The sequence below is a fragment of the Streptomyces sp. NPDC026062 genome (assembly GCF_055568375.1).
In genome coordinates, this window is sequence record NZ_JBVHOQ010000017.1 from 12,507 (window position 1) to 29,888 (window position 17,382).

At 70.3% G+C, this 17,382-nt stretch carries 13 protein-coding genes; 3 read left to right on the forward strand and 10 right to left on the reverse strand.

Going from position 1 to position 17,382, the window contains the following annotated elements; genetic code table 11:
* Positions 1-44: 44 nt before the first annotated feature.
* From ACZ4LX_RS17360 to ACZ4LX_RS17400, 9 genes are all read right to left on the reverse strand, one after another.
* On the reverse strand, positions 45-803 hold the full coding sequence (locus tag ACZ4LX_RS17360; protein ID WP_467645070.1) for an HNH endonuclease family protein: 759 nt from the start codon (positions 801-803) through the stop codon (positions 45-47).
* Complete coding sequence (locus tag ACZ4LX_RS17365) at positions 800-2,308, reverse strand: AAA family ATPase (protein ID WP_467721210.1); 1,509 nt, start codon at positions 2,306-2,308, stop codon at positions 800-802. The genes ACZ4LX_RS17360 and ACZ4LX_RS17365 overlap by 4 nt, the downstream gene beginning before the upstream one ends.
* Positions 2,244-3,788: a class I SAM-dependent DNA methyltransferase gene (locus ACZ4LX_RS17370; RefSeq protein WP_467645137.1), complete on the reverse strand. Its 1,545-nt coding sequence runs from the start codon at positions 3,786-3,788 to the stop codon at positions 2,244-2,246. Before ACZ4LX_RS17370 ends, ACZ4LX_RS17365 begins: the two co-directional genes overlap by 65 nt.
* Before the next feature lie 77 nt (positions 3,789-3,865).
* On the reverse strand, positions 3,866-5,419 hold the full coding sequence (locus ACZ4LX_RS17375) for a restriction endonuclease subunit S (RefSeq protein WP_467645132.1): 1,554 nt from the start codon (positions 5,417-5,419) through the stop codon (positions 3,866-3,868).
* 5 nt (positions 5,420-5,424) lie between these two features.
* Positions 5,425-9,012: a type I restriction endonuclease subunit R gene (locus ACZ4LX_RS17380; RefSeq protein ID WP_467645064.1), complete on the reverse strand. Its 3,588-nt coding sequence runs from the start codon at positions 9,010-9,012 to the stop codon at positions 5,425-5,427.
* Positions 9,013-9,150: 138 nt separating this feature from the next.
* Positions 9,151-9,639 carry a hypothetical protein gene (locus ACZ4LX_RS17385; RefSeq protein WP_467645058.1) on the reverse strand — a complete coding sequence of 163 codons (489 nt, stop codon included), beginning with the start codon at positions 9,637-9,639 and terminating at the stop codon, positions 9,151-9,153.
* 348 nt (positions 9,640-9,987) lie between these two features.
* Positions 9,988-10,815 carry a sugar phosphate isomerase/epimerase family protein gene (locus ACZ4LX_RS17390; RefSeq protein ID WP_467645053.1) on the reverse strand — a complete coding sequence of 276 codons (828 nt, stop codon included), beginning with the start codon at positions 10,813-10,815 and terminating at the stop codon, positions 9,988-9,990.
* Positions 10,812-11,957 (reverse strand): dihydrodipicolinate synthase family protein, encoded by a 1,146-nt coding sequence (locus ACZ4LX_RS17395; RefSeq protein ID WP_467645046.1) that lies wholly within the window; start codon positions 11,955-11,957, stop codon positions 10,812-10,814. Before ACZ4LX_RS17395 ends, ACZ4LX_RS17390 begins: the two co-directional genes overlap by 4 nt.
* 37 nt (positions 11,958-11,994) lie before the next feature.
* On the reverse strand, positions 11,995-13,146 hold the full coding sequence (locus ACZ4LX_RS17400) for a Gfo/Idh/MocA family protein (RefSeq protein WP_467645041.1): 1,152 nt from the start codon (positions 13,144-13,146) through the stop codon (positions 11,995-11,997).
* 145 nt (positions 13,147-13,291) lie between these two features.
* Between ACZ4LX_RS17400 and ACZ4LX_RS17405 the strand changes: the two genes are divergently transcribed.
* Complete coding sequence (locus ACZ4LX_RS17405; RefSeq protein ID WP_467645038.1) at positions 13,292-14,356, forward strand: LacI family DNA-binding transcriptional regulator; 1,065 nt, start codon at positions 13,292-13,294, stop codon at positions 14,354-14,356.
* 171 nt (positions 14,357-14,527) lie between these two features.
* On the forward strand, positions 14,528-15,322 hold the full coding sequence (locus ACZ4LX_RS17410; protein ID WP_467645034.1) for a sugar phosphate isomerase/epimerase family protein: 795 nt from the start codon (positions 14,528-14,530) through the stop codon (positions 15,320-15,322).
* A gap of 15 nt (positions 15,323-15,337) precedes the next feature.
* On the opposite strand, the gene ACZ4LX_RS17415 is transcribed toward ACZ4LX_RS17410, so the two are convergent.
* Positions 15,338-16,249: an EamA family transporter gene (locus tag ACZ4LX_RS17415; protein ID WP_467645030.1), complete on the reverse strand. Its 912-nt coding sequence runs from the start codon at positions 16,247-16,249 to the stop codon at positions 15,338-15,340.
* A gap of 115 nt (positions 16,250-16,364) precedes the next feature.
* Here ACZ4LX_RS17415 and ACZ4LX_RS17420 point away from each other — a divergent pair, with 115 nt between their 5' ends.
* Positions 16,365-17,306 carry a LysR family transcriptional regulator gene (locus ACZ4LX_RS17420; protein ID WP_467645028.1) on the forward strand — a complete coding sequence of 314 codons (942 nt, stop codon included), beginning with the start codon at positions 16,365-16,367 and terminating at the stop codon, positions 17,304-17,306.
* The last annotated feature ends 76 nt before the right edge of the window (positions 17,307-17,382 follow it).

Genomic DNA, 17,382 nt, shown 5'->3' on the forward strand with positions numbered 1-17,382 from the left:
CCGGCGAACTCGACCTCACCACAGCCAGGTTCGCCGGGGTCCTGTCACGCGCACGCCAGGAACGCATCCCGCAATTCCTGGTCCCGAAGCAGCCCGAGGGTCTCCTCCTCGCCGCTGAACAGCAGCTCCGCAGCCGCGTGGCCGGACTGGTGGAACATCCCGGCCAGGACGTCCGCGAGCGGGCGGTCCCAGGCCACCCGGACGATCTCCGCAGCCTTGTCGTGCTGCCCCCGGTCCGTGGCGATGCGCCACAGCTCGATCGACTGCTTGGCGGTCCCGTAGGCCGTCCTGCGACCGTTGACGAGAACACCGCGTGCGTTGAGTCCGAACACGTCTATGCACGCCTCGCCTTGGGGTGTCAGCCCTTTGTACGTGCACAGCGGCAGCACCAGCCGCAGGTGATCCAGTGGATCTTCGAGCGTGGGGTCGACGAGGAGCGCGCTGCCGTCTCCCTTGGACCGGGGAAAGGCGTTCCGCTTCTGGTTGCTGTTGCAGTACGCACAGGCCAGCAAGTGGTTGAGCCACTCGAAGGTACGCACCGGAGCCAGACTCTTCGGCTCGAAGTGGTCGATGTCCGTGCCCTGGCTGTCGCCGCAGTACATGCAGCGCTGATGGCCGGGGGCCATGTCCGCGAGGGCGGCCAGGAGGCCGTCGCGTACATGTCGGCGGACGGTGGTGTGCGCCCACAGCTCGGCCGCCTTGGCCTTGCGGCCGCTCTCAGCGGTCTTCTCGATCTGCCGGGTGTACGTCTTGAGGTTTGCCGCCGTGTCCGTTGGCAGATCGGCGCGTTCCAGCCGGATCACTCCGTCTCGCCGTCCTCTCCGTCCCCGATCTCTCCGGCGATGCGGTGCAGTTGCGCGGACATCTCCTGAACCCGCGCCGCCGGGGAGCTGCTGAGCAGGTGCTTGAGCGCCTGGAACCGCTCGACGGTGACCGGTGAGGTGTCCCCCTCGTACACCTTGGACTCCAACGCCACGAATTCGGCGCGGGCCTGCTCGGCCCGCTCGGAGTACGGGGTGTCGAGGCCGAAGAGGTCGGAGAGTACCGCGTCGTCACCGCTGCCGTAGACGACTCTCTCGTACAGGTCCTCCGACACCACCTCCGGCGCGGCATCGTCATTGACCCCCGGCAACCGAATCAGACCGCCGGGGTCGGCGGCCTGACAGATGTAGGGGCTGTGCGTGGTGACGATGAACTGAATGTTCGGAAAGTGCGAGGTGAGCCAGGGGCCGATGCGGCGCTGCCAGGAAACGTGGAGGTGCGCGTCGATCTCGTCAATGATGACGATGCCCGGAGCCTCGTTGAAGACTGTCTCGTCCTCGATGTCCTCCAGCGTCAGGTCACCGAAGGCGTCGTAGATCTGCTTGAGGATGTCCACGACCAAGGCGGCAACCGTTCGGAAACCATCGCTCATCTCGCGCAGCGGGAAGCGATGGCCGTCGCGTTCGACCCACAGCCCCTCGGAGTCGACATCTTGGATGCGGTACCCGTCCGGAAGCAGGCCGTCCCTCAGGATGGACAGCGCAGCGGCCTTCAGGAGCTCAGCTCCGTCGCGGCCTTCGAGCGCCCTCAGATGTTGTTCGATGAGCCACGTCACACCCTCGGCGAGTGAGGCGTCCTCATGGAAGAGGCTCGCCTGCCGGGCAACGGGTCCGGAGGCGAGCATGAGTCGCTGCACTTCTCCCGAACCGCCGGCCATGCGCCGGAACGGCCCATAGGCGGCACAGAACCAGCCGACGGGGTTGTCGGACCAAGGGCCTCTCCGAGCGGCACTGCTCTGCGCGTCCGTATAGCGGATCTCCTCCAGCGAGGGTTGGCTTCCTCTGCGATGCGCATATCGGGAGTCCGACGATCCGTCGTGCCGTGCCTTCCATTTCATCCCGGCCCAGAACGCACTGTTCGGCGGCCGGCCGTGCGTGAATCGATCGAAGTCGGCGTCCCGAGCGATCTCCACCTCGACGCTGCCCTCCGACGCGCCTCGCGTGACCCAATTGTCGAAGTCGGGCACAAGACTGCGGGCGACCCCCGGCCCGCTCAGGGCCAATGCCAACGCGCGGAGGAGCGTGGTCTTCCCCGCCCCGTTACGACCGGCGAGGACGGTCCAGCCGGCGTGCGTTCCATCAGGTCGAGTCAGATTGAGGTCGACCATTCTCGAACGTGGAAACGCCTTGATGTCCGCAACGTAAAGGTGGCTGACGTACATAGGTAAGGGAATCCGTTCAGTCGAAACCAGAAGCGGCAGGCTATTCCGGCTCGGCGTCGGCCGGGACCTCGCCGCCCAGCGCCTCGGCGATCGCCGCGAACTCACTGAGCGCGGCCTGAAGGTCCTGGACGATCTCGGCGGCGATCACCTCGGGCGGCAGCAAGCTGTCCGCGTCCTCTAGGGCGGGGTCCTTCATCCAGGTGAGGTCGAGGTTGACCTTGTCCCGCTTGACCAGTTCGTCGTACGTGTACGCCTTGAACCGGCCTCCGTCCTCGGCGGAGGTGTCGACGCGGTCCGCCGGCTTCTCGCCGTACGCCTGGACGAACTCCTCCAGGTCCGCGCGGGTCAGCGGACGCTGCTTGAGGGTGAAGTGCTTGGCGGTGCGGAGGTCGTACACCCAGACGTCGGTGGTGTGCGGCTTGCCGTCGGCGCGGGGGGTCTTCTTGTCGAAGAAGAGGACGTTGGCCTTCACGCCGCCCGCGTAGAAGATGCCGGTGGGCAGGCGCAGGATCGTGTGCAGGTCGAACTCGTGCAGCAGGCGTCGGCGGATCTTCTCGCCCGCGCCGCCCTCGAAGAGGACGTTGTCGGGGAGGACGACGGCTGCCCGGCCATCGATGGCCGTCAACGACATGATGTGCTGAAGGAAGTTGAGCTGCTTGTTGGTGGTGGTGGCGCGGAAGTCGTTGCGGTCGTAGGAGATGTCCTCCTTCTCGGCCTTGCCTTCCGAACCGATGACGGTGATCGCCGACTTCTTGCCGAACGGCGGGTTGGCGAGCACGAGTGACGCGTGCTTGTTGCCCGGCTTGGTGGCGAGCGCGTCACCGACGTCGATCAGGCTCTTGCCCTCGCTGCTGCCGATGCCGTGGAGCAGGAGGTTCATCGCGGCGAGGCGTGCGGTGCCGGGGACGAGTTCGTTGCCCCAGATCTTGCCCTCGCCGAGCGCGAGGCGCTGTTCGCGGGTGAGGTCCCTCATGTGGTGCTTGCGGATGTAGGAATGCGCGGCGATGAGGAAGCCGCCGGTTCCGCAGGCGGGGTCGGTGATGGTGTCCTCGGGGCGGGGGCGCATCACCTCGACGATGGCGTCGATCAGCGGGCGGGGCGTGAAGTACTGGCCGGCGCCGGTCTTGGTGTCCTCGGCGCCCTTGGCGAGCAGCCCCTCGTACGCGTCGCCCTTGAGGTCCGCGTCGCCGACCGTCCAGTCCTGCTTGCCGATGAGGTCGACGACGAGCTTTTCGAGGAGAGCGGGCTCGGTGATGCGGTTCTGGGCCTTGGTGAAAATGGTGCCGAGGGTGGTGCCGGGGCGGGTGCCGAGGGCGTCGAGGATGTTGCGGTAGTGCAGTTCGAGCGCCTGGCCCTTCTTCTTGGCGAGGGACTTCCAGGCGTACTCCGTCGGCACGATCTCGGCGGCGTCGGCTTCCGAGAAGGGGTCGTCGTTGATCTCGTCGACCATCTTGAGGAAGAGGAGATACGAGAGCTGCTCGACGTACTCGATGGTGGAGAGGCCGTTGTCGCGCAGGACGTTGCAGTAGTTCCAGAGCTTGGCGACGAGGCTGTTCGTCTGGGCGGCGGCCTGCGGAGCCAGCACGATGTTGTCTTCGACGGGGGCGGGGCGGAGGCCGCTCCGGTCGGGGGTGGCGGGTGCGGACGCGGACGCGGGCGCGGTCACAGGTCGAACTCCTGCTGTACGGCGTGGGTGGGTGCGGAGGTGGGGGCCGGTGCGGGCGGCGCCGGTGTGGGCGGCGCCGGTGTGGGCGGCGCCGGTATGACGGGGGGCTTCGCCGTGCGGGGCGCGGCGGGAGCGCGGCGGGGCCGTTTCGCCTGGGGCCGGGCGGCATGGTCGGCCTGGAGACGGGCCAGGGGGACGGACGCGGGTTCTTCACCGGGATCCTGAGAAACCAGTTGCCCGTGGAATGCCCGGCGCAGAATCGAACTGTGCAGATGTTCCGCTCGCGCCTTGGCCAGTTGGGCCGAGCCGGCCAACCGCTTCGCCGCATCGGCTCTCGCGTCCACAGCCGCGAGTGTTTCACGCTGTACGTCGAGGGGCGGCAACGGAACGGGCAGACTGGCCAGCGATTCGATATTGAGGTTGTACTGACCGGCGGATGACGCGGCTCGCCGCTCGATCTCGCGTCGCCAGAGCGGGCTCTGGGTGACCAGACGGACCCAGGCAGGCTCGACCGGTCCGGGCGTCAGACGGAATCTGATCAGGTAGGAGGCAAAAGCGCAGGGGAGGTCTTCCTCCACCACACCGACACGCCCGATGAGGCTGGGGCTGCCGTTGGTGCGCACAAAAAGCAGGTCTCCCTTCGTCAGGAAATACCTGCTCAAGTCGGTGGAGTCGTCCACCGCGTTCTTCACGTCCGAAAGGTTGATGGACCCGCCCTGGACGTTCGGGATGCGGAGCACGGGAGATCCCGGGGCCTCATGAGCGCACTTGGTCGAGGTGCCGTATCCCGATTCACGGCACAGTGAGCCGAGGGAGACGACGGGCCAGTTCTCGGGTGGGGTGAAACCGGGAACCACCGTGGGCGCCGCGTCCGCTCCGCGGCGACGGGTGGGCCTCGTCCTGGCTTCCTGGACTTCTGGAAACCGCGTCACCTCGTCCGCCCGCACGCTCCTGGCGTAGCTTCCGGCCAGGGCCCGTCCGTGCACGGAGGCAACCAGACGGTCCGACTTGACCCGCGCCAGCTCCACGTCCCTCGAAGCGGCATCGAGGCGGGAGAGGTGGCCTTCGAGGTTCTCCACGATGCGGTGCTGCTCCGCGAGGGGCGGGACAGGAACGGGCCACGCCTTGAGAACTGTCTGACTGATGTTCTGCTGGGCGCCCCCTTTGCCCGCCCGGAGCAGTTCGGCCCGCTGCGAGCGGAGGTACCAGAAGAGGAACGTGCGGTCCATCACGCGATCATCGGGAACCGCGTAGGCGATCGCCTGATTCGTGGTGACACGACGCTCCGCGATTCCGAGCTTCCCGATCGAACCGTACATAGCGATCAGGACCGCACCGGCCGGAACCCACTTGGCGGAACTGTTGGCGAGTCCGGATTCCGTGAGCGTCGAAGCCGTCTCGCTCAACGGGCCGTCCGAAAGGTCACCGATGACGGCCCAGGGAATGCCTCCACCGTAATAGGCCGACATCCCGGCTTTCGGTGTCCCCCCGCTTCCCCAGGCGGCAACCTGGCCGAGTGTGGCGATCGCCCACCCCGCCGGAAGTTCCATCTCGCTCAAGCCAGTTCCCGATTCAGCTCAGTCAGCAGATCCAGCGCCGGCTCTTTCCCACCGAACGCCATCATGAAGCCGCGCCCCTTGCCGCGCTCCGTGAACGGCTCGTGGGCAAGCTCCGCCGGCTCTATGCCCACGTCGCTGGCGACGACGTCGCGGATCTTCTCCAGCCACCACAGCTGCTCGTCCGTGAATGCGACGCCCGCCTGTCGCTGCCGCAGCAGCCAGCCCTCGAAGCGCTCCTCGACCACCGTACGGTACGGACGGAGCTCGCTGTCCGCGCCCAGCTCGTAACGGATCAGGCTGATCAGGTCCGGGGTGCCGGCGGCACGCCCGGGGTGGGCCACGGCCCGGTTCAGGTCCTCGTAGAAGCCCCAGAGGACCTCGGCCGTCCAGGACCACCTGGAGGCCCGGATCGTCGCGGCCAGTTCCTGGAGCGCGGCACGCGCCTCCGTCGGCGAGACCGGGTTTCCGCTTCCCAGGGCCAGCTGGACCGCCGCGTCGCGGTCGCGCTGCCGCTTCTTCAGCAGGTCGCCCCACTCGTCCACGTTCTCGCGGGCCCGCTGCTCGCGCGGGACCTCCTCCAGGTCCGTCACGGTGACGGCCGTCGTCTCGTCGTACGTCAGGTCCTTGCCCCGGCGGATCTCCAGGATCTGGCGGCGCAGCTCGGGGTTGCGCGTGAGGACGGCCACCGCGTCCTCCACCAGCTTGCGGGCCGCGCCCGTACCGCCCTGCTGCCTCGCCCGGTCCTGCGCGTCGACGTCCACCGCGTCGACGATCCCGCGCGCGATCTCGGACAGTGTGACTCCGCCCGCCGTGTTCGTCAGGAGGTCGCGCTCGTCGTCCTTGAGCTGCTGGTTCAGCCGCGAGAGGCGACGCTGAAGAACCTCTGCCTCCTCCGCGCCGATCGCCTTCGTGCCGGTCCTGTCGAGCAGCTTGGCCAGCGACACCTGTTTTCCTGTCGCCGGGATCATGGGGCGCGCGTCGACCAGTGGGGAGGTCGTCACCCCCGCCGCGTCGATCAGGACGAAGCGGTCCTTGGTCACGTCGCCGTCCGCGTCGGGGGTGACCTCGCGCAGCTCTGTGGCGTCGATCGTGCGTGCTCCGCGTCCCTTCATCTGCTCGAAGAGCACCGCGCTGCGGACCGACCGAAGGAAGATCACGCACTCCAGGGCGCGGACGTCCGTACCCGTGGCGATCATGTCGACCGTGACGGCGATGCGCATCCCTGGCGAGTTGCGGAGGTCGTTGATCAGCTCGTCGGGGTTGTCGCCGTTCTGCCGGCTCTTGTACGTGATCTTCTTCGCGAAGTCGTCACCCCGGCCGAAGACCTCCTTGGCCTGCTTGAGCACGTCCTCGGCATGGTCCTCCCCCACGGCGAAGACCAAGGTCTTCGGCAGGTCCTTGCGGCCCGGGAACCAGCGCTGCCAGTTGTTCCTGTACGTCGTGAGCACCGCACGGATCTCGTCGACGGCGATCACCGACCGGCCGATCTGGCTGGTGGTGTACGTGAGGTCGTCGTCGAGTTCCACGTACCGCTGGGCCCGGGTCCTGCGGTCCTTGATCCGGACCGTCGTCCCCGCCTCGATCTTCGCGCCGCCCTGTTCACGCAGGTCGGTGTTGACGCGGACGATGTCGAAGTCGACGTTGACCCCGTCGGCGACGGCCTGCTCGTACGTGTACTCGGAGACCGTGTTCTGGTCGAAGAAGCCGCGGGTCTGCGCGGTCGGGGTGGCGGTGAGGCCCACGAGGTGGGCGTCGAAGTACTCCAGAACACCCCGCCACAGCCCGTAGATGGAACGGTGGCACTCGTCCACGACGATCAGGTCGAAGGACTCCGGGGGTACGTCCGGCCGGTACGCGACCTCGATGGGGAGACCGGTGGCGTAGTCCGTCCCGGGGTCGTCCGCCGTGCCGCCGACGGGCACGGCGGCCTGGGCCTCGGCGTCCTTCGCGTCGTCGCGGGCGTCGTCGTCCGTCAGCTGCTCGCCCTTGAGGAGGGCGTACATCTTCTGGATGGTGCAGATGACGACCGACGAGGTCTCCTGGAGACCGGCGGCGCCCAGCCGGTCGACGTTGTAGAGGTCGGCGAACTTCCGGCCGTCGTCGGGGGTCGTGTAGTTGCGGAACTCCGACAGGGCCTGGCGGCCGAGGTTGTTGCGGTCGACGAGGAAGAGGACCCGGCGGGCTCCCGTGTGCCGCAGCAGCCGGTAGGTCTCCGTGACGGCCGTGAAGGTCTTTCCCGCACCGGTCGCCATCTGGATCAGAGCGCGGGGCCTGTCCTGGGCGAGGGACTGCTCAAGGCCGCTGATCGCGTCGGCCTGCGCCGGCCGCAGACCGTACGGCTCCAGCTTCGGCATCCGCCGCAGACCGGCCCGGAAGGTCGGGGCCCGGTGGTCCTTCGCGCGCTCCGTCCAGGCGGCGACGGTCTCGGGGCGGTGGAAGGAGAACACCTCGCGGGACCGGGGGTCGGGGTCGAGACGGTTGACGAAGTAGGTCTCGGTGCCGGTCGTGGCATACCGGAAGGCGAACGGCTCGTCCTCCCGCCAGACGGCGAGGCTGTGTTCCTTCAGCACGCCCCTGGCGTAGCGCTCGTTCTGCGCGAGGGCGCTGGAGAGGTGGTCGCCCTCACGCTTGGCCTCGATGACTCCGACGATCCTGCCGTCGACGTAGAGAACGTAGTCCGCGCGGCCAGTCGCGAGAGTGAACTCCCGTACGGCGACGCCCTGTCCGGCGAGAGGGTTGAGGTCGGCGCGGTTCTGGACGAGCCAGCCGGCCTCGGCCAGCATGACGTCGATCTTCTCGCGGGCCTGGACCTCGTTGAGCGGGGCCGGGCGCTGCGCGCGATGCACGAGGGCTTCGCGTGCGGCGGCGTTCACCCGGCGGGGCTGCTTGCGGTCCGTCTCGTACTGGGCCTGCTGCTCGGACCGCAGGCCGCGGATCTCGGCTTCCATGTCCACGAGCCGGGCGGCCAGCGCCGCCTTGGCCTGCTGGGCGCTGACCATCAGCGCTTCGGCCTCGGAACGGGCCCGGCGCTCGGCCGCGAGGCGGTCGCTGGACTCGCTCAGCCTGACCCGGGACTGGGCGAGTGCGTCACGGTGTCCGACGAGCGCCCGGCGCAGCTCGGTGACCTCGGCCGGGTCCGTGAGCGCGGGCATCTCGGGCGGCACGAAGGCGGTGACCGTGCGCTTGCCGGTCAGGGCGCGGTGGTAGAAGGCCCCGAGCTCGTAGCAGAGCCTTACGGCCTCAAGGGCGCGGGTGGTGTCGAAGAGGTGGGCGTGGGCCGCCTCGTCGCGGTCGCGGCGGAGCCGGTCGAAGGCGTCGTGGACGGCCGGGGTGAGCGCGCCGATGTCGGTGAGGGCGCGGAGCCGGTCGATCTGGCGGCTACCGGCTACCCGGATGCCCGTCCGCGTGACGAGGTCCTCGGCCAGCACCTCGCCGAACTGGCCGGCCTGGACCTGGGCGGCGTTCGGATTGCTGAAGACGTTGAGTTCGGCCTGGGCGCCGTACAGGGCGAGAAGTGCCTGGTGCTGGTGGAGCACGCCGAAGTTCGGCGACGCCTTGGCCAGGTCCCGAAGTCTGTCGTCCACGCTGTTCCCACCCCGCCGGTGCACCTCGTCAAGATGACCGAGTTTACGAGGGTGTGGTGGGCCGGACCACGGCCCGGCCGTCCTGTACGGCAGGACGGGGACCCTGGTCCGTTGGTATCGGGCCGCCCGCACCCCACGTCAGCCCCGCTTGTAGTGGTAGCTCCCGGCGTCCACGTTGTACAGGATTCCGCCGCTGTAGAGCGTGAAGGTGGACGGGCTGAAGACGGCATAGCAGTAGCCGGGGTTGGGACCGTCGAGTTCGGGCTTGCTGACGTTGATGCGCTTGCCGCCGTCGGCCGTGGAGGTGACCTCGGCTATGTACGGGCAGGGGGAGGAGACGAGTCCCGTCATGCGTACGTCTCCCTTGGAGGAGATGGTGATCGTGGCGGGCTGATTCCCGTTGTAGACCTCGGCGTTCTTCCACGTGCCGACGAACGAGGACGGCACGACGCCTCCGCCGCCGGAAGAACCGCCCGAGGAGCCGCCTCCCCCGGTGCTGGAGCCTGATCCTCCGGTGCTGGTGGTTCCGCCGGTGGCGGAGGTGCCACCGGCGGTGCCGGTGGATCCGGTGGAGCCGCCGGAGGAGCCGGTCGTGCCGCCGGAGGAGCCGGTGCCGGAGGTGTTCACCGCGTCACGGCCGTCGGTGCCGTTGCGGCCGTCCGTTCCCTCGCGGCCGTCCGTGCCGCCGGCCTTGCCTTCGTCGGCCTTGGGGCTCTTGGGCGGCTTGGGCGAGGCGGCGCCGTTCGGGGACGGGGAGGCGGGCGGGGCGGCTGTCCCGGGGGTGACGACGACCGGACCCCTCTCGCTCTCCCCCTCCGTCGGGGCTTCCCATCCCCCCGGACATCCCCCGAAGCTCCCGAAGCTCCCGAAGCTCCCGACTACAGATACGACCCGGCGGAGCCCGCAAAGGTTGCACGGGCGGGGGGACTTTCACGCCCTCGCGGCCGGATTCGCGGGGAACGGCAGCTCAGTGGGTCAGCAGGCGTGCTCCGCGTACCGGGCGGCGACCTCCGCCAGGACCTCGGCGCCGTCGCGTGCCCACAGGGCCTCGTTGAAGATCTCCACCTCGATCGGGCCGTCGAAGCCGGTGGCCTCGACCGCCGTACGGAAGGCGCGGAAGTCCACGCTGCCGTCACCGAGCTGGCCCCGGCCGAGCAGGACGCCCGCCGGGAGCGGGGTGATCCAGTCGGCGAGCTGGAAGGAGTGGATCCGGCCCGCCGCGCCCGCGCGGGCGATCTGGGCGGGGGCCTGGTCGTCCCACCACAGGTGGTACGTGTCGACGACCACGCCGACCTGTTCGGCCGGGAAGCGTTCCGCGATGTCCAGGGCCTGGGACAGGGTGGAGACGACGCAGCGGTCCGAGGCGAACATCGGGTGCAGCGGTTCGATGGCCAGGCGTACGCCCCGTTCGGCCGCGTAGGGGGCCAGTTCGGCCAGGGCGTCCGCGATGCGTTCGCGGGCGCCGTACAGGTCCTTGCTGCCTTCCGGGAGGCCGCCCGAGACCAGGACCAGGGTGTCCGTGGACAGGCCCGCCGCCTCGTCGAGCGCCGCGCGGTTGTCGTCCAGGGCGCGGGCCCGACCGGCCGGGTCGAGGGCGGTGAGGAAACCGCCCCGGCAGAGGCTGGTGACGGAGAGGCCGGAGTCGGAGAGGAGACGGGCCGTCGCCTCGACGCCGTACTCCTGGACCGGGGCCCGCCACAGGCCGACCTTGTCGATGCCCGCCTTCGCGCAGCCCTCGGCCAGCTCGGGCAGGGACCACTGCTTGATGGTCTCCTGGTTGATGGAGAGACGGCCGTCGCTCATCGGGTGCCTCCGTTGACCGTGAGGAGCGCGCGCATCCGGGATTCGGCCAGCTCCGGATCGGGGAACAGGCCGAGGCGGTCCGCGAGTTCGTACGCCTTCGCCAGGTGCGGCAGCGAGCGGGCCGACTGGAGGCCGCCCACCATCGTGAAGTGGTCCTGGTGACCGGCCAGCCAGGCGAGGAACACCACGCCCGTCTTGTAGTAGCGGGTCGGCGCCTGGAAGAGATGCCGTGACAACTCGACCGTGGGGTCAAGGAGTTCGCGGAATCCCTTGGTGTCACCGGTGTCCAGCACCCGTACCGCGTGCGCGGCCAGCGGGCCGAGCGGGTCGAAGATGCCGAGCAGCGCGTGGCTGAAGCCCCGGTCGTCGCCCGCGATCAGTTCGGGGTAGTTGAAGTCGTCCCCGGTGTAGCAGCGCACCCCGCCCGGGAGGCGGCGGCGGACGTCGATCTCGCGCTCCGCGTCCAGGAGGGAGATCTTGATGCCGTCGACCTTGTCGGGGTGTTCCGCGATGACCTGGAGGAAGGTGTCGGTGGCCGCGTCCAGGTCGCTGGAGCCCCAGTAGCCCTCCAGGGCCGGGTCGAACATCGGTCCGAGCCAGTGCAGGACGACCGGTTCGGACGCCTGGCGCAGGAGATGGGCGTACGTGTCCAGGTAGTCCTGCGGGCCCTTCGCCGCGGCGGCGAGCGCCCGCGAGGCCATCAGGATCGCCTGGGCGCCGCTCTCCTCGACGAGGGCGAGCTGCTCCTCGTACGCCGAACGCACCTCGGCGAGCGTGGCCGGGCCCGCGGGGAGCTGGTCGGTGCCGACGCCGCAGGCGATGGCCCCGCCGACGGACCTGGCCTCGGCGGCCGAGCGGCGGATCAGCTCGGCGGCTCCGGCCCAGTCCAGGCCCATGCCGCGCTGCGCGGTGTCCATGGCCTCGGCGACGCCCAGGCCGTGCGACCAGAGGTGGCGGCGGAAGGCGAGGGTGGCGTCCCAGTCGACGGCGGCCGGCGAGTCGGGGCTGATGTCGGCGTACGGGTCGGCGACGACATGGGCGGCGGAGAAGACCGTACGGGAGGCCAGGGGCGCGCCGCCGGGGGCGAGGCCGAGCGGGGTGGTGCGGGGCTCGTACGGGCCCTGCGGGAGGTGGATGGTCATGGGATCAGCTCCGCTGCTTCCTGTGCGGGACGGCAGGTCACAGGGTCAGCTCCGGGACGTCGAAGCGGCGGCCCTCGGCGTGGGACTTGAGGCCGAGCTCGGCGAGCTGGACGCCCCGGGCGCCGGCCATCAGGTCCCAGGTGTAGGGCTCGTCGAGCACGATGTGGCGGAGGAACAGCTCCCACTGGGCCTTGAAGCCGTTGTCGAAGACCGCGTTGTCGGGGACTTCCTGCCACTGGTCGCGGAAGGACTCGGTGACCGGCAGGTCGGGGTTCCAGACCGGCTTGGGGGTGGCCGAGCGGTGCTGGACGCGGCAGTTGCGCAGCCCGGCGACGGCGGAGCCGTGCGTGCCGTCGACCTGGAACTCGACGAGCTCGTCGCGGTTGACGCGGACCGTCCAGGAGGAGTTGATCTGCGCGACGGCGCCGCTCTCCAGCTGGAAGATGCCGTACGCGGAGTCGTCGGCGGTGGCGGCGTACGGCTTGCCGTGCTCGTCCCAGCGCTCGGGGATGTGCGTCTGGACGTGGGCCTGGACGGTGGTGACCCGGCCGAACAGCTCGTGGAGCACATACTCCCAGTGCGGGAACATGTCGACGACGATGCCGCCGCCGTCCTCCGCGCGGTAGTTCCAGGAGGGGCGCTGAGCCTCCTGCCAGTCGCCTTCGAAGACCCAGTAGCCGAACTCACCGCGCACGGAGAGGATTTCGCCGAAGAAGCCGCCGTCGATGAGACGCTTCAGCTTCAGCAGGCCCGGGAGGAAGATCTTGTCCTGGACGACACCGTGCTTGATGCCCGCCTCGCGGGCGACGCGGGCCAGCTCCAGGGCGCCCTCGACGTCGGTGGCGGTGGGCTTCTCGGTGTAGATGTGCTTGCCGGCCGCGATGGCCTTCTTGATCGCTTCGACGCGGGCCGAGGTGACCTGGGCGTCGAAGTAGATGTCGATGGTGTCGTCGGCGAGGACCGCGTCGAGGTCGGTCGACCACTCGGTCAGACCGTGCTGCTCGGCGAGTGCCTCCAGCGCGTGGGCACGGCGGCCGACGAGGACCGGCTCGGGCCACAGCACGTCGCCGTTGCCGAGATCGAGGCCGCCCTGCTCGCGGATCGCGAGGACCGAGCGCACCAGGTGCTGCCGGTATCCCATGCGACCCGTGACGCCGTTCATGGCGATGCGCACTGTCCTGCGTGTCACGAAAGTTCCTCCATACAGCCGTAGCAAGCGCTTTCTATGCGGTATGACGCTAGCCTGCCGACAGCGGCCTGGACAAGAGGGGGCGCGCTGATTGGTTTGGTCCACTCACCGGTCCACTCCCCCTCATCACTTCTCGGAGGATGCGATGACAGTCACCCTGGCGGACGTGGCGGCTCGCGCCCGGGTGTCCCCGGCCACCGTCTCCCGTGTGCTGAACGGCAACTACCCGGTGGCGGCGTCCACCCGGGAGCGGGTCCTCCGTGCGGTGGACGACCTGGACTACGTACTCAACGGGCCCGCGAGCTCCCTCGCGGCGGCCACGTCCGATCTGATCGGGATCCTGGTCAACGACATCGCCGACCCGTTCTTCGGAATCATGGCGGGGGCGGCCCAGACGGAGATCGGCGGTCCGGGCGACGGTTCGGGCCGGGCGGGCGGCGAGAAGCTCGCGATCGTCTGCAACACCGGCGGCACCACGGAACGCGAACTCACCTATCTGACCCTGCTCCAGCGCCAGCGCGCCGCCGCGGTCGTCCTCACCGGCGGCGCGGTCGAGGACCCGGCCCACCAGGCCGCGATGTCCGCGAAGCTGGCGAAGCTCGCGGACGCGGGGACCAGGGTGGTGCTCTGCGGGCGGCCCCCGCTGCCCGACAACGCCTCGGTCGTCGCCGCGCTGGTCTTCGACAATCGGGGCGGAGGCCGGCGGCTCACCGAGCATCTGCTCTCGCTGGGCCACCGCGACATCGGCTACGTCGCGGGCCCGGCGGAACGGACCACGACCCGCCACCGGCTGGAGGGCCACCGTGACGCGATGAAGGCGGTGGGGCTCGTGGGCGACGAGGAGCGGCTCACCGTGCACGGCTCCTACGACCGGCGGTCCGGATACGACGCCACGGTCGAACTCCTGCGCCGCGAACCGGAGATCACCGCCGTCGTCGCGGCGAACGACACCGTGGCCCTGGGCGCCGCCGCGGCGATCCGCGACCGGGGGCTGCGCATTCCCGAGGACATCTCGGTGGCGGGCTTCGACGACCTGCCGTTCTCGGTGGACGCCGTCCCGGCCCTGACGACCGTACGGCTGCCGCTCGTCGAGGCGGGGGCACGGGCGGGCCGGCTGGCCACGGGCAAGGAGGCCCCGCCGCCGGGCGGCATCGCGACGATCGCCGCCGAGCTGATGGTGCGCGGCTCGACGGCCGCGCCTCGGGGATGAGCCGGGCCGGGAGATGAGCCGGGCGGCGGGGAACCTGGCCGCCGGGGCGAATCGGGCCGCGGGGAACGGGGTACGCGCGGGACGCACCGTCCGCGCGGGGAACGGGGTACGCGCCTGGCGCGCCCCGGTCCGTACCGTGCAGGAACACATACCGACGGAAGGAACACGCACGTGAAGCTCGCCTTCTCCACCCTCGGGGTTCCGGGGCTGCCGATGGCCGAGGTCGTCCGGCTTGCCGCCGAGCACGGCTATCAGGGGGTGGAGCTGCGCGCCCACCCCGAGGAGCCGGTGCACCCGGGGCTCTCGAAGTCCGAACGTGCCGCCGTGGTCGATGAGTTCAAGCGGGGCGGGGTCGAGATACTGACCGTGGCCGGTTACGTACGGGCCGCCGCCGAGGGGGACGACCAGCCGGTCCTGGACGAACTCGCCGGGCTGATCGAGCTGGCCCGGGACCTGGGCGCGGGCCATGTCCGGGTCTTCCCCGGTGGCGGCGACCAGGACCCCGCGACCGCCGACGCGACCGCCGCCCGCCGACTGGCCGCCGCCGCCCCGTACGCCTCCGGCCTCGGCGTACGCGTCCTGCTCGAAACCCACGACTCGCACCGCGCGGGGGCCGACGTGGCCCGGGTGGCCGGTGCGGTGGGGCACGGGAGCATCGGCGCGCTGTGGGACGTCATGCACACCTGGCTGGCGGGCGAGGAGCCGGTGGCGAGCCATGCGGTCCTGGCCCCGCACCTGGGATACGTACAGGTGAAGGACATCGCCTCGGCCGAGGACACCACACCGGTGGCGCTGGGCGCGGGGGTGCTGCCGCTGCGGGCGTGCCTGGACACGCTCGACGCGGACAGCTGGGTCTGCTGGGAGTACGAGAAGCGCTGGTACCCGCAGGCGGCGGAGCTGCCGGGGCTGCTGAGCGCGGGGCGCGAGCACCTGTTGCGGCTCGGGGCGCCGAAGGACCCGAACTGACGGGAGCGTGAGGAGCTAGAGAGTGACGGGGGCCCGCTCCGCGGCCGGTTCGGGGGCGGGGACGCGGGTGTGCCGCGCCCCCGCGAGCGAGGTCAAGGCCACTCCGCCGACCAGCAGCGCCGCCGCGCACCATCGCAGCGGGCTCACCGACTCGTCGAGCAGCAGCGCGGCCGATGACATGCCGAAGACCGGCACCAGCAGGGTGAACGGGGCCACCGAGGAGGCCTGGTAGCGGCTCAGCAGGAAGCCCCACGCTCCAAAGCCGAAGATCGTCACGATCCAGGCGACGTAGGCGATGATTCCCACGCCGCTCCAGTCCAGCGCGGCCAGCGCGTCCCGGTCCCGGTCCCAGCCCTCGAAGAGCAGGGAGAGCCCGAGCAGCGGCAGGACGGGCACGGTGGAGACCCACACCATGAAGTTGAGCGAGTCGGGCGGGGCGGCCCTGCGGGTCAGGACGTTCGACACACCCCAGCAGGCCGCCGCCGCGATCACCAGGACGAAGGCGAGAACGGGCCCGTCCGCCCCCTCGTCGACGGCGGCCACCCCGATCCCGGCAAGGGCCACCCCCATACCCAACACCCGTATCTTTCCCGGCCGTTCACCGAGCACCAGAGCGGCGAGGAGCGCGGTGAACACCGCCTGCACCTGAAGGATCAGGGAGGAGAGACCGGCGCCCGCCCCCCGGTCCATGCCGATGAAGAGCAGGCCGAACTTGGCCACCCCCAGGGCCAGCCCCACCCCCACGATCCACTTCCAGGCGACCTTCGGCCGGCCGACGAAGAACACCGCGGGCAGCGCCGCCACCAGGAAGCGCAGGGCGGAGAAGAGCAGCGGAGGGAAGTGCCCGAGTCCGAGCTCTATGACGACGAAATTGACACCCCAGAGGGCGGCCACCAGGACGGCCAGGGCAATGTGGAGGGGACGCATGGACCGAGGATCGCGTGTGCGGACCATGTAGCACCAGCGCGGATTTCTTCATGGTGGAATTGAGCGTTGCTAATGAATGGCTCATGAACCGACAGACAGGAACCCGGAGGCTCCGGTGCTCGATCTCGCCCGGCTGCGCGCCCTGCACGCCATCTCCGTCCACGGTTCCGTCGCGCGTGCGGCTGCCGCGCTCGGCTACACCCCGTCGGCGGTCTCGCAGCAGATCACCAAGCTGGAGCGGGAGACCCGTACGACACTGCTGGAGCGCCGGGGCCGCGGCGTGGCGCTGACCGAGGAGGCGGTCCATCTGGCCGCCACCGCGCAGGAGTTGCTGTCGATCGTGGAGCGCGCCGAGACGACACTGGAGGAACGCCGGGGGCTGCCCACGGGGCGGCTGTCGGTCGGCGCCTTCGCCTCGGCGGCACGCGGGCTGCTGCCCGGAGTGCTGGCGGAGCTGGGCCGCGAACACCCGGCGCTGGACGTGCGGCTGACCGAGGTCGACCCGCATCTCTCGGTGGACCTGGTGGCGAAGGGCGTCATAGACCTGGCCGTCGCGCACGACTGGGACATCGCCGCGCTGCCCGCCCCCGAGGGCGTGGCGCAGGCGGTGATCGGGGACGACCGGTGCGATCTGCTGGTGCCCGCGGACCACCGGCTGGCGGGCCGCCGGGACGGGGTGCGTCGCGAGGAGCTGGCGAAGGAGCGGTGGATCTGCCAGCCGCCGGGGACGGTCTGCCACGACTGGCTCGTACGGACACTGCGCGCGGCGGGGTACGAGCCCGACATCCGCCATCAGGCCGAGGAGAACCACACCCAACTCGCCCTGCTCGCGGCCGGTCTCGGGGTGGCGGTGATGCCCCGGCTGGGTCGCGGGACACTGCCGGACGGGGTGGCGGCGGTGCGGATCGAGCCCGTACCGGTGCGGCGGCTGTACGCGCTGTGGCGTACGGAGGCGGCGCGCCGCCCGGCGATCACAGCCGCCGTCTCGGCACTTCAGGCACACGGGGCGGGCGCGGGGCTGCATGAGGCACACGGCGCGGGCGCGGGGCCGCGTTAGCGCGGGGCCGCGTCAGCGCGGGGCCGCGTCAGCGCGGGGCCGCGTCAGCGCGGGGCCGCGTCAGCGCGGGGCCGCT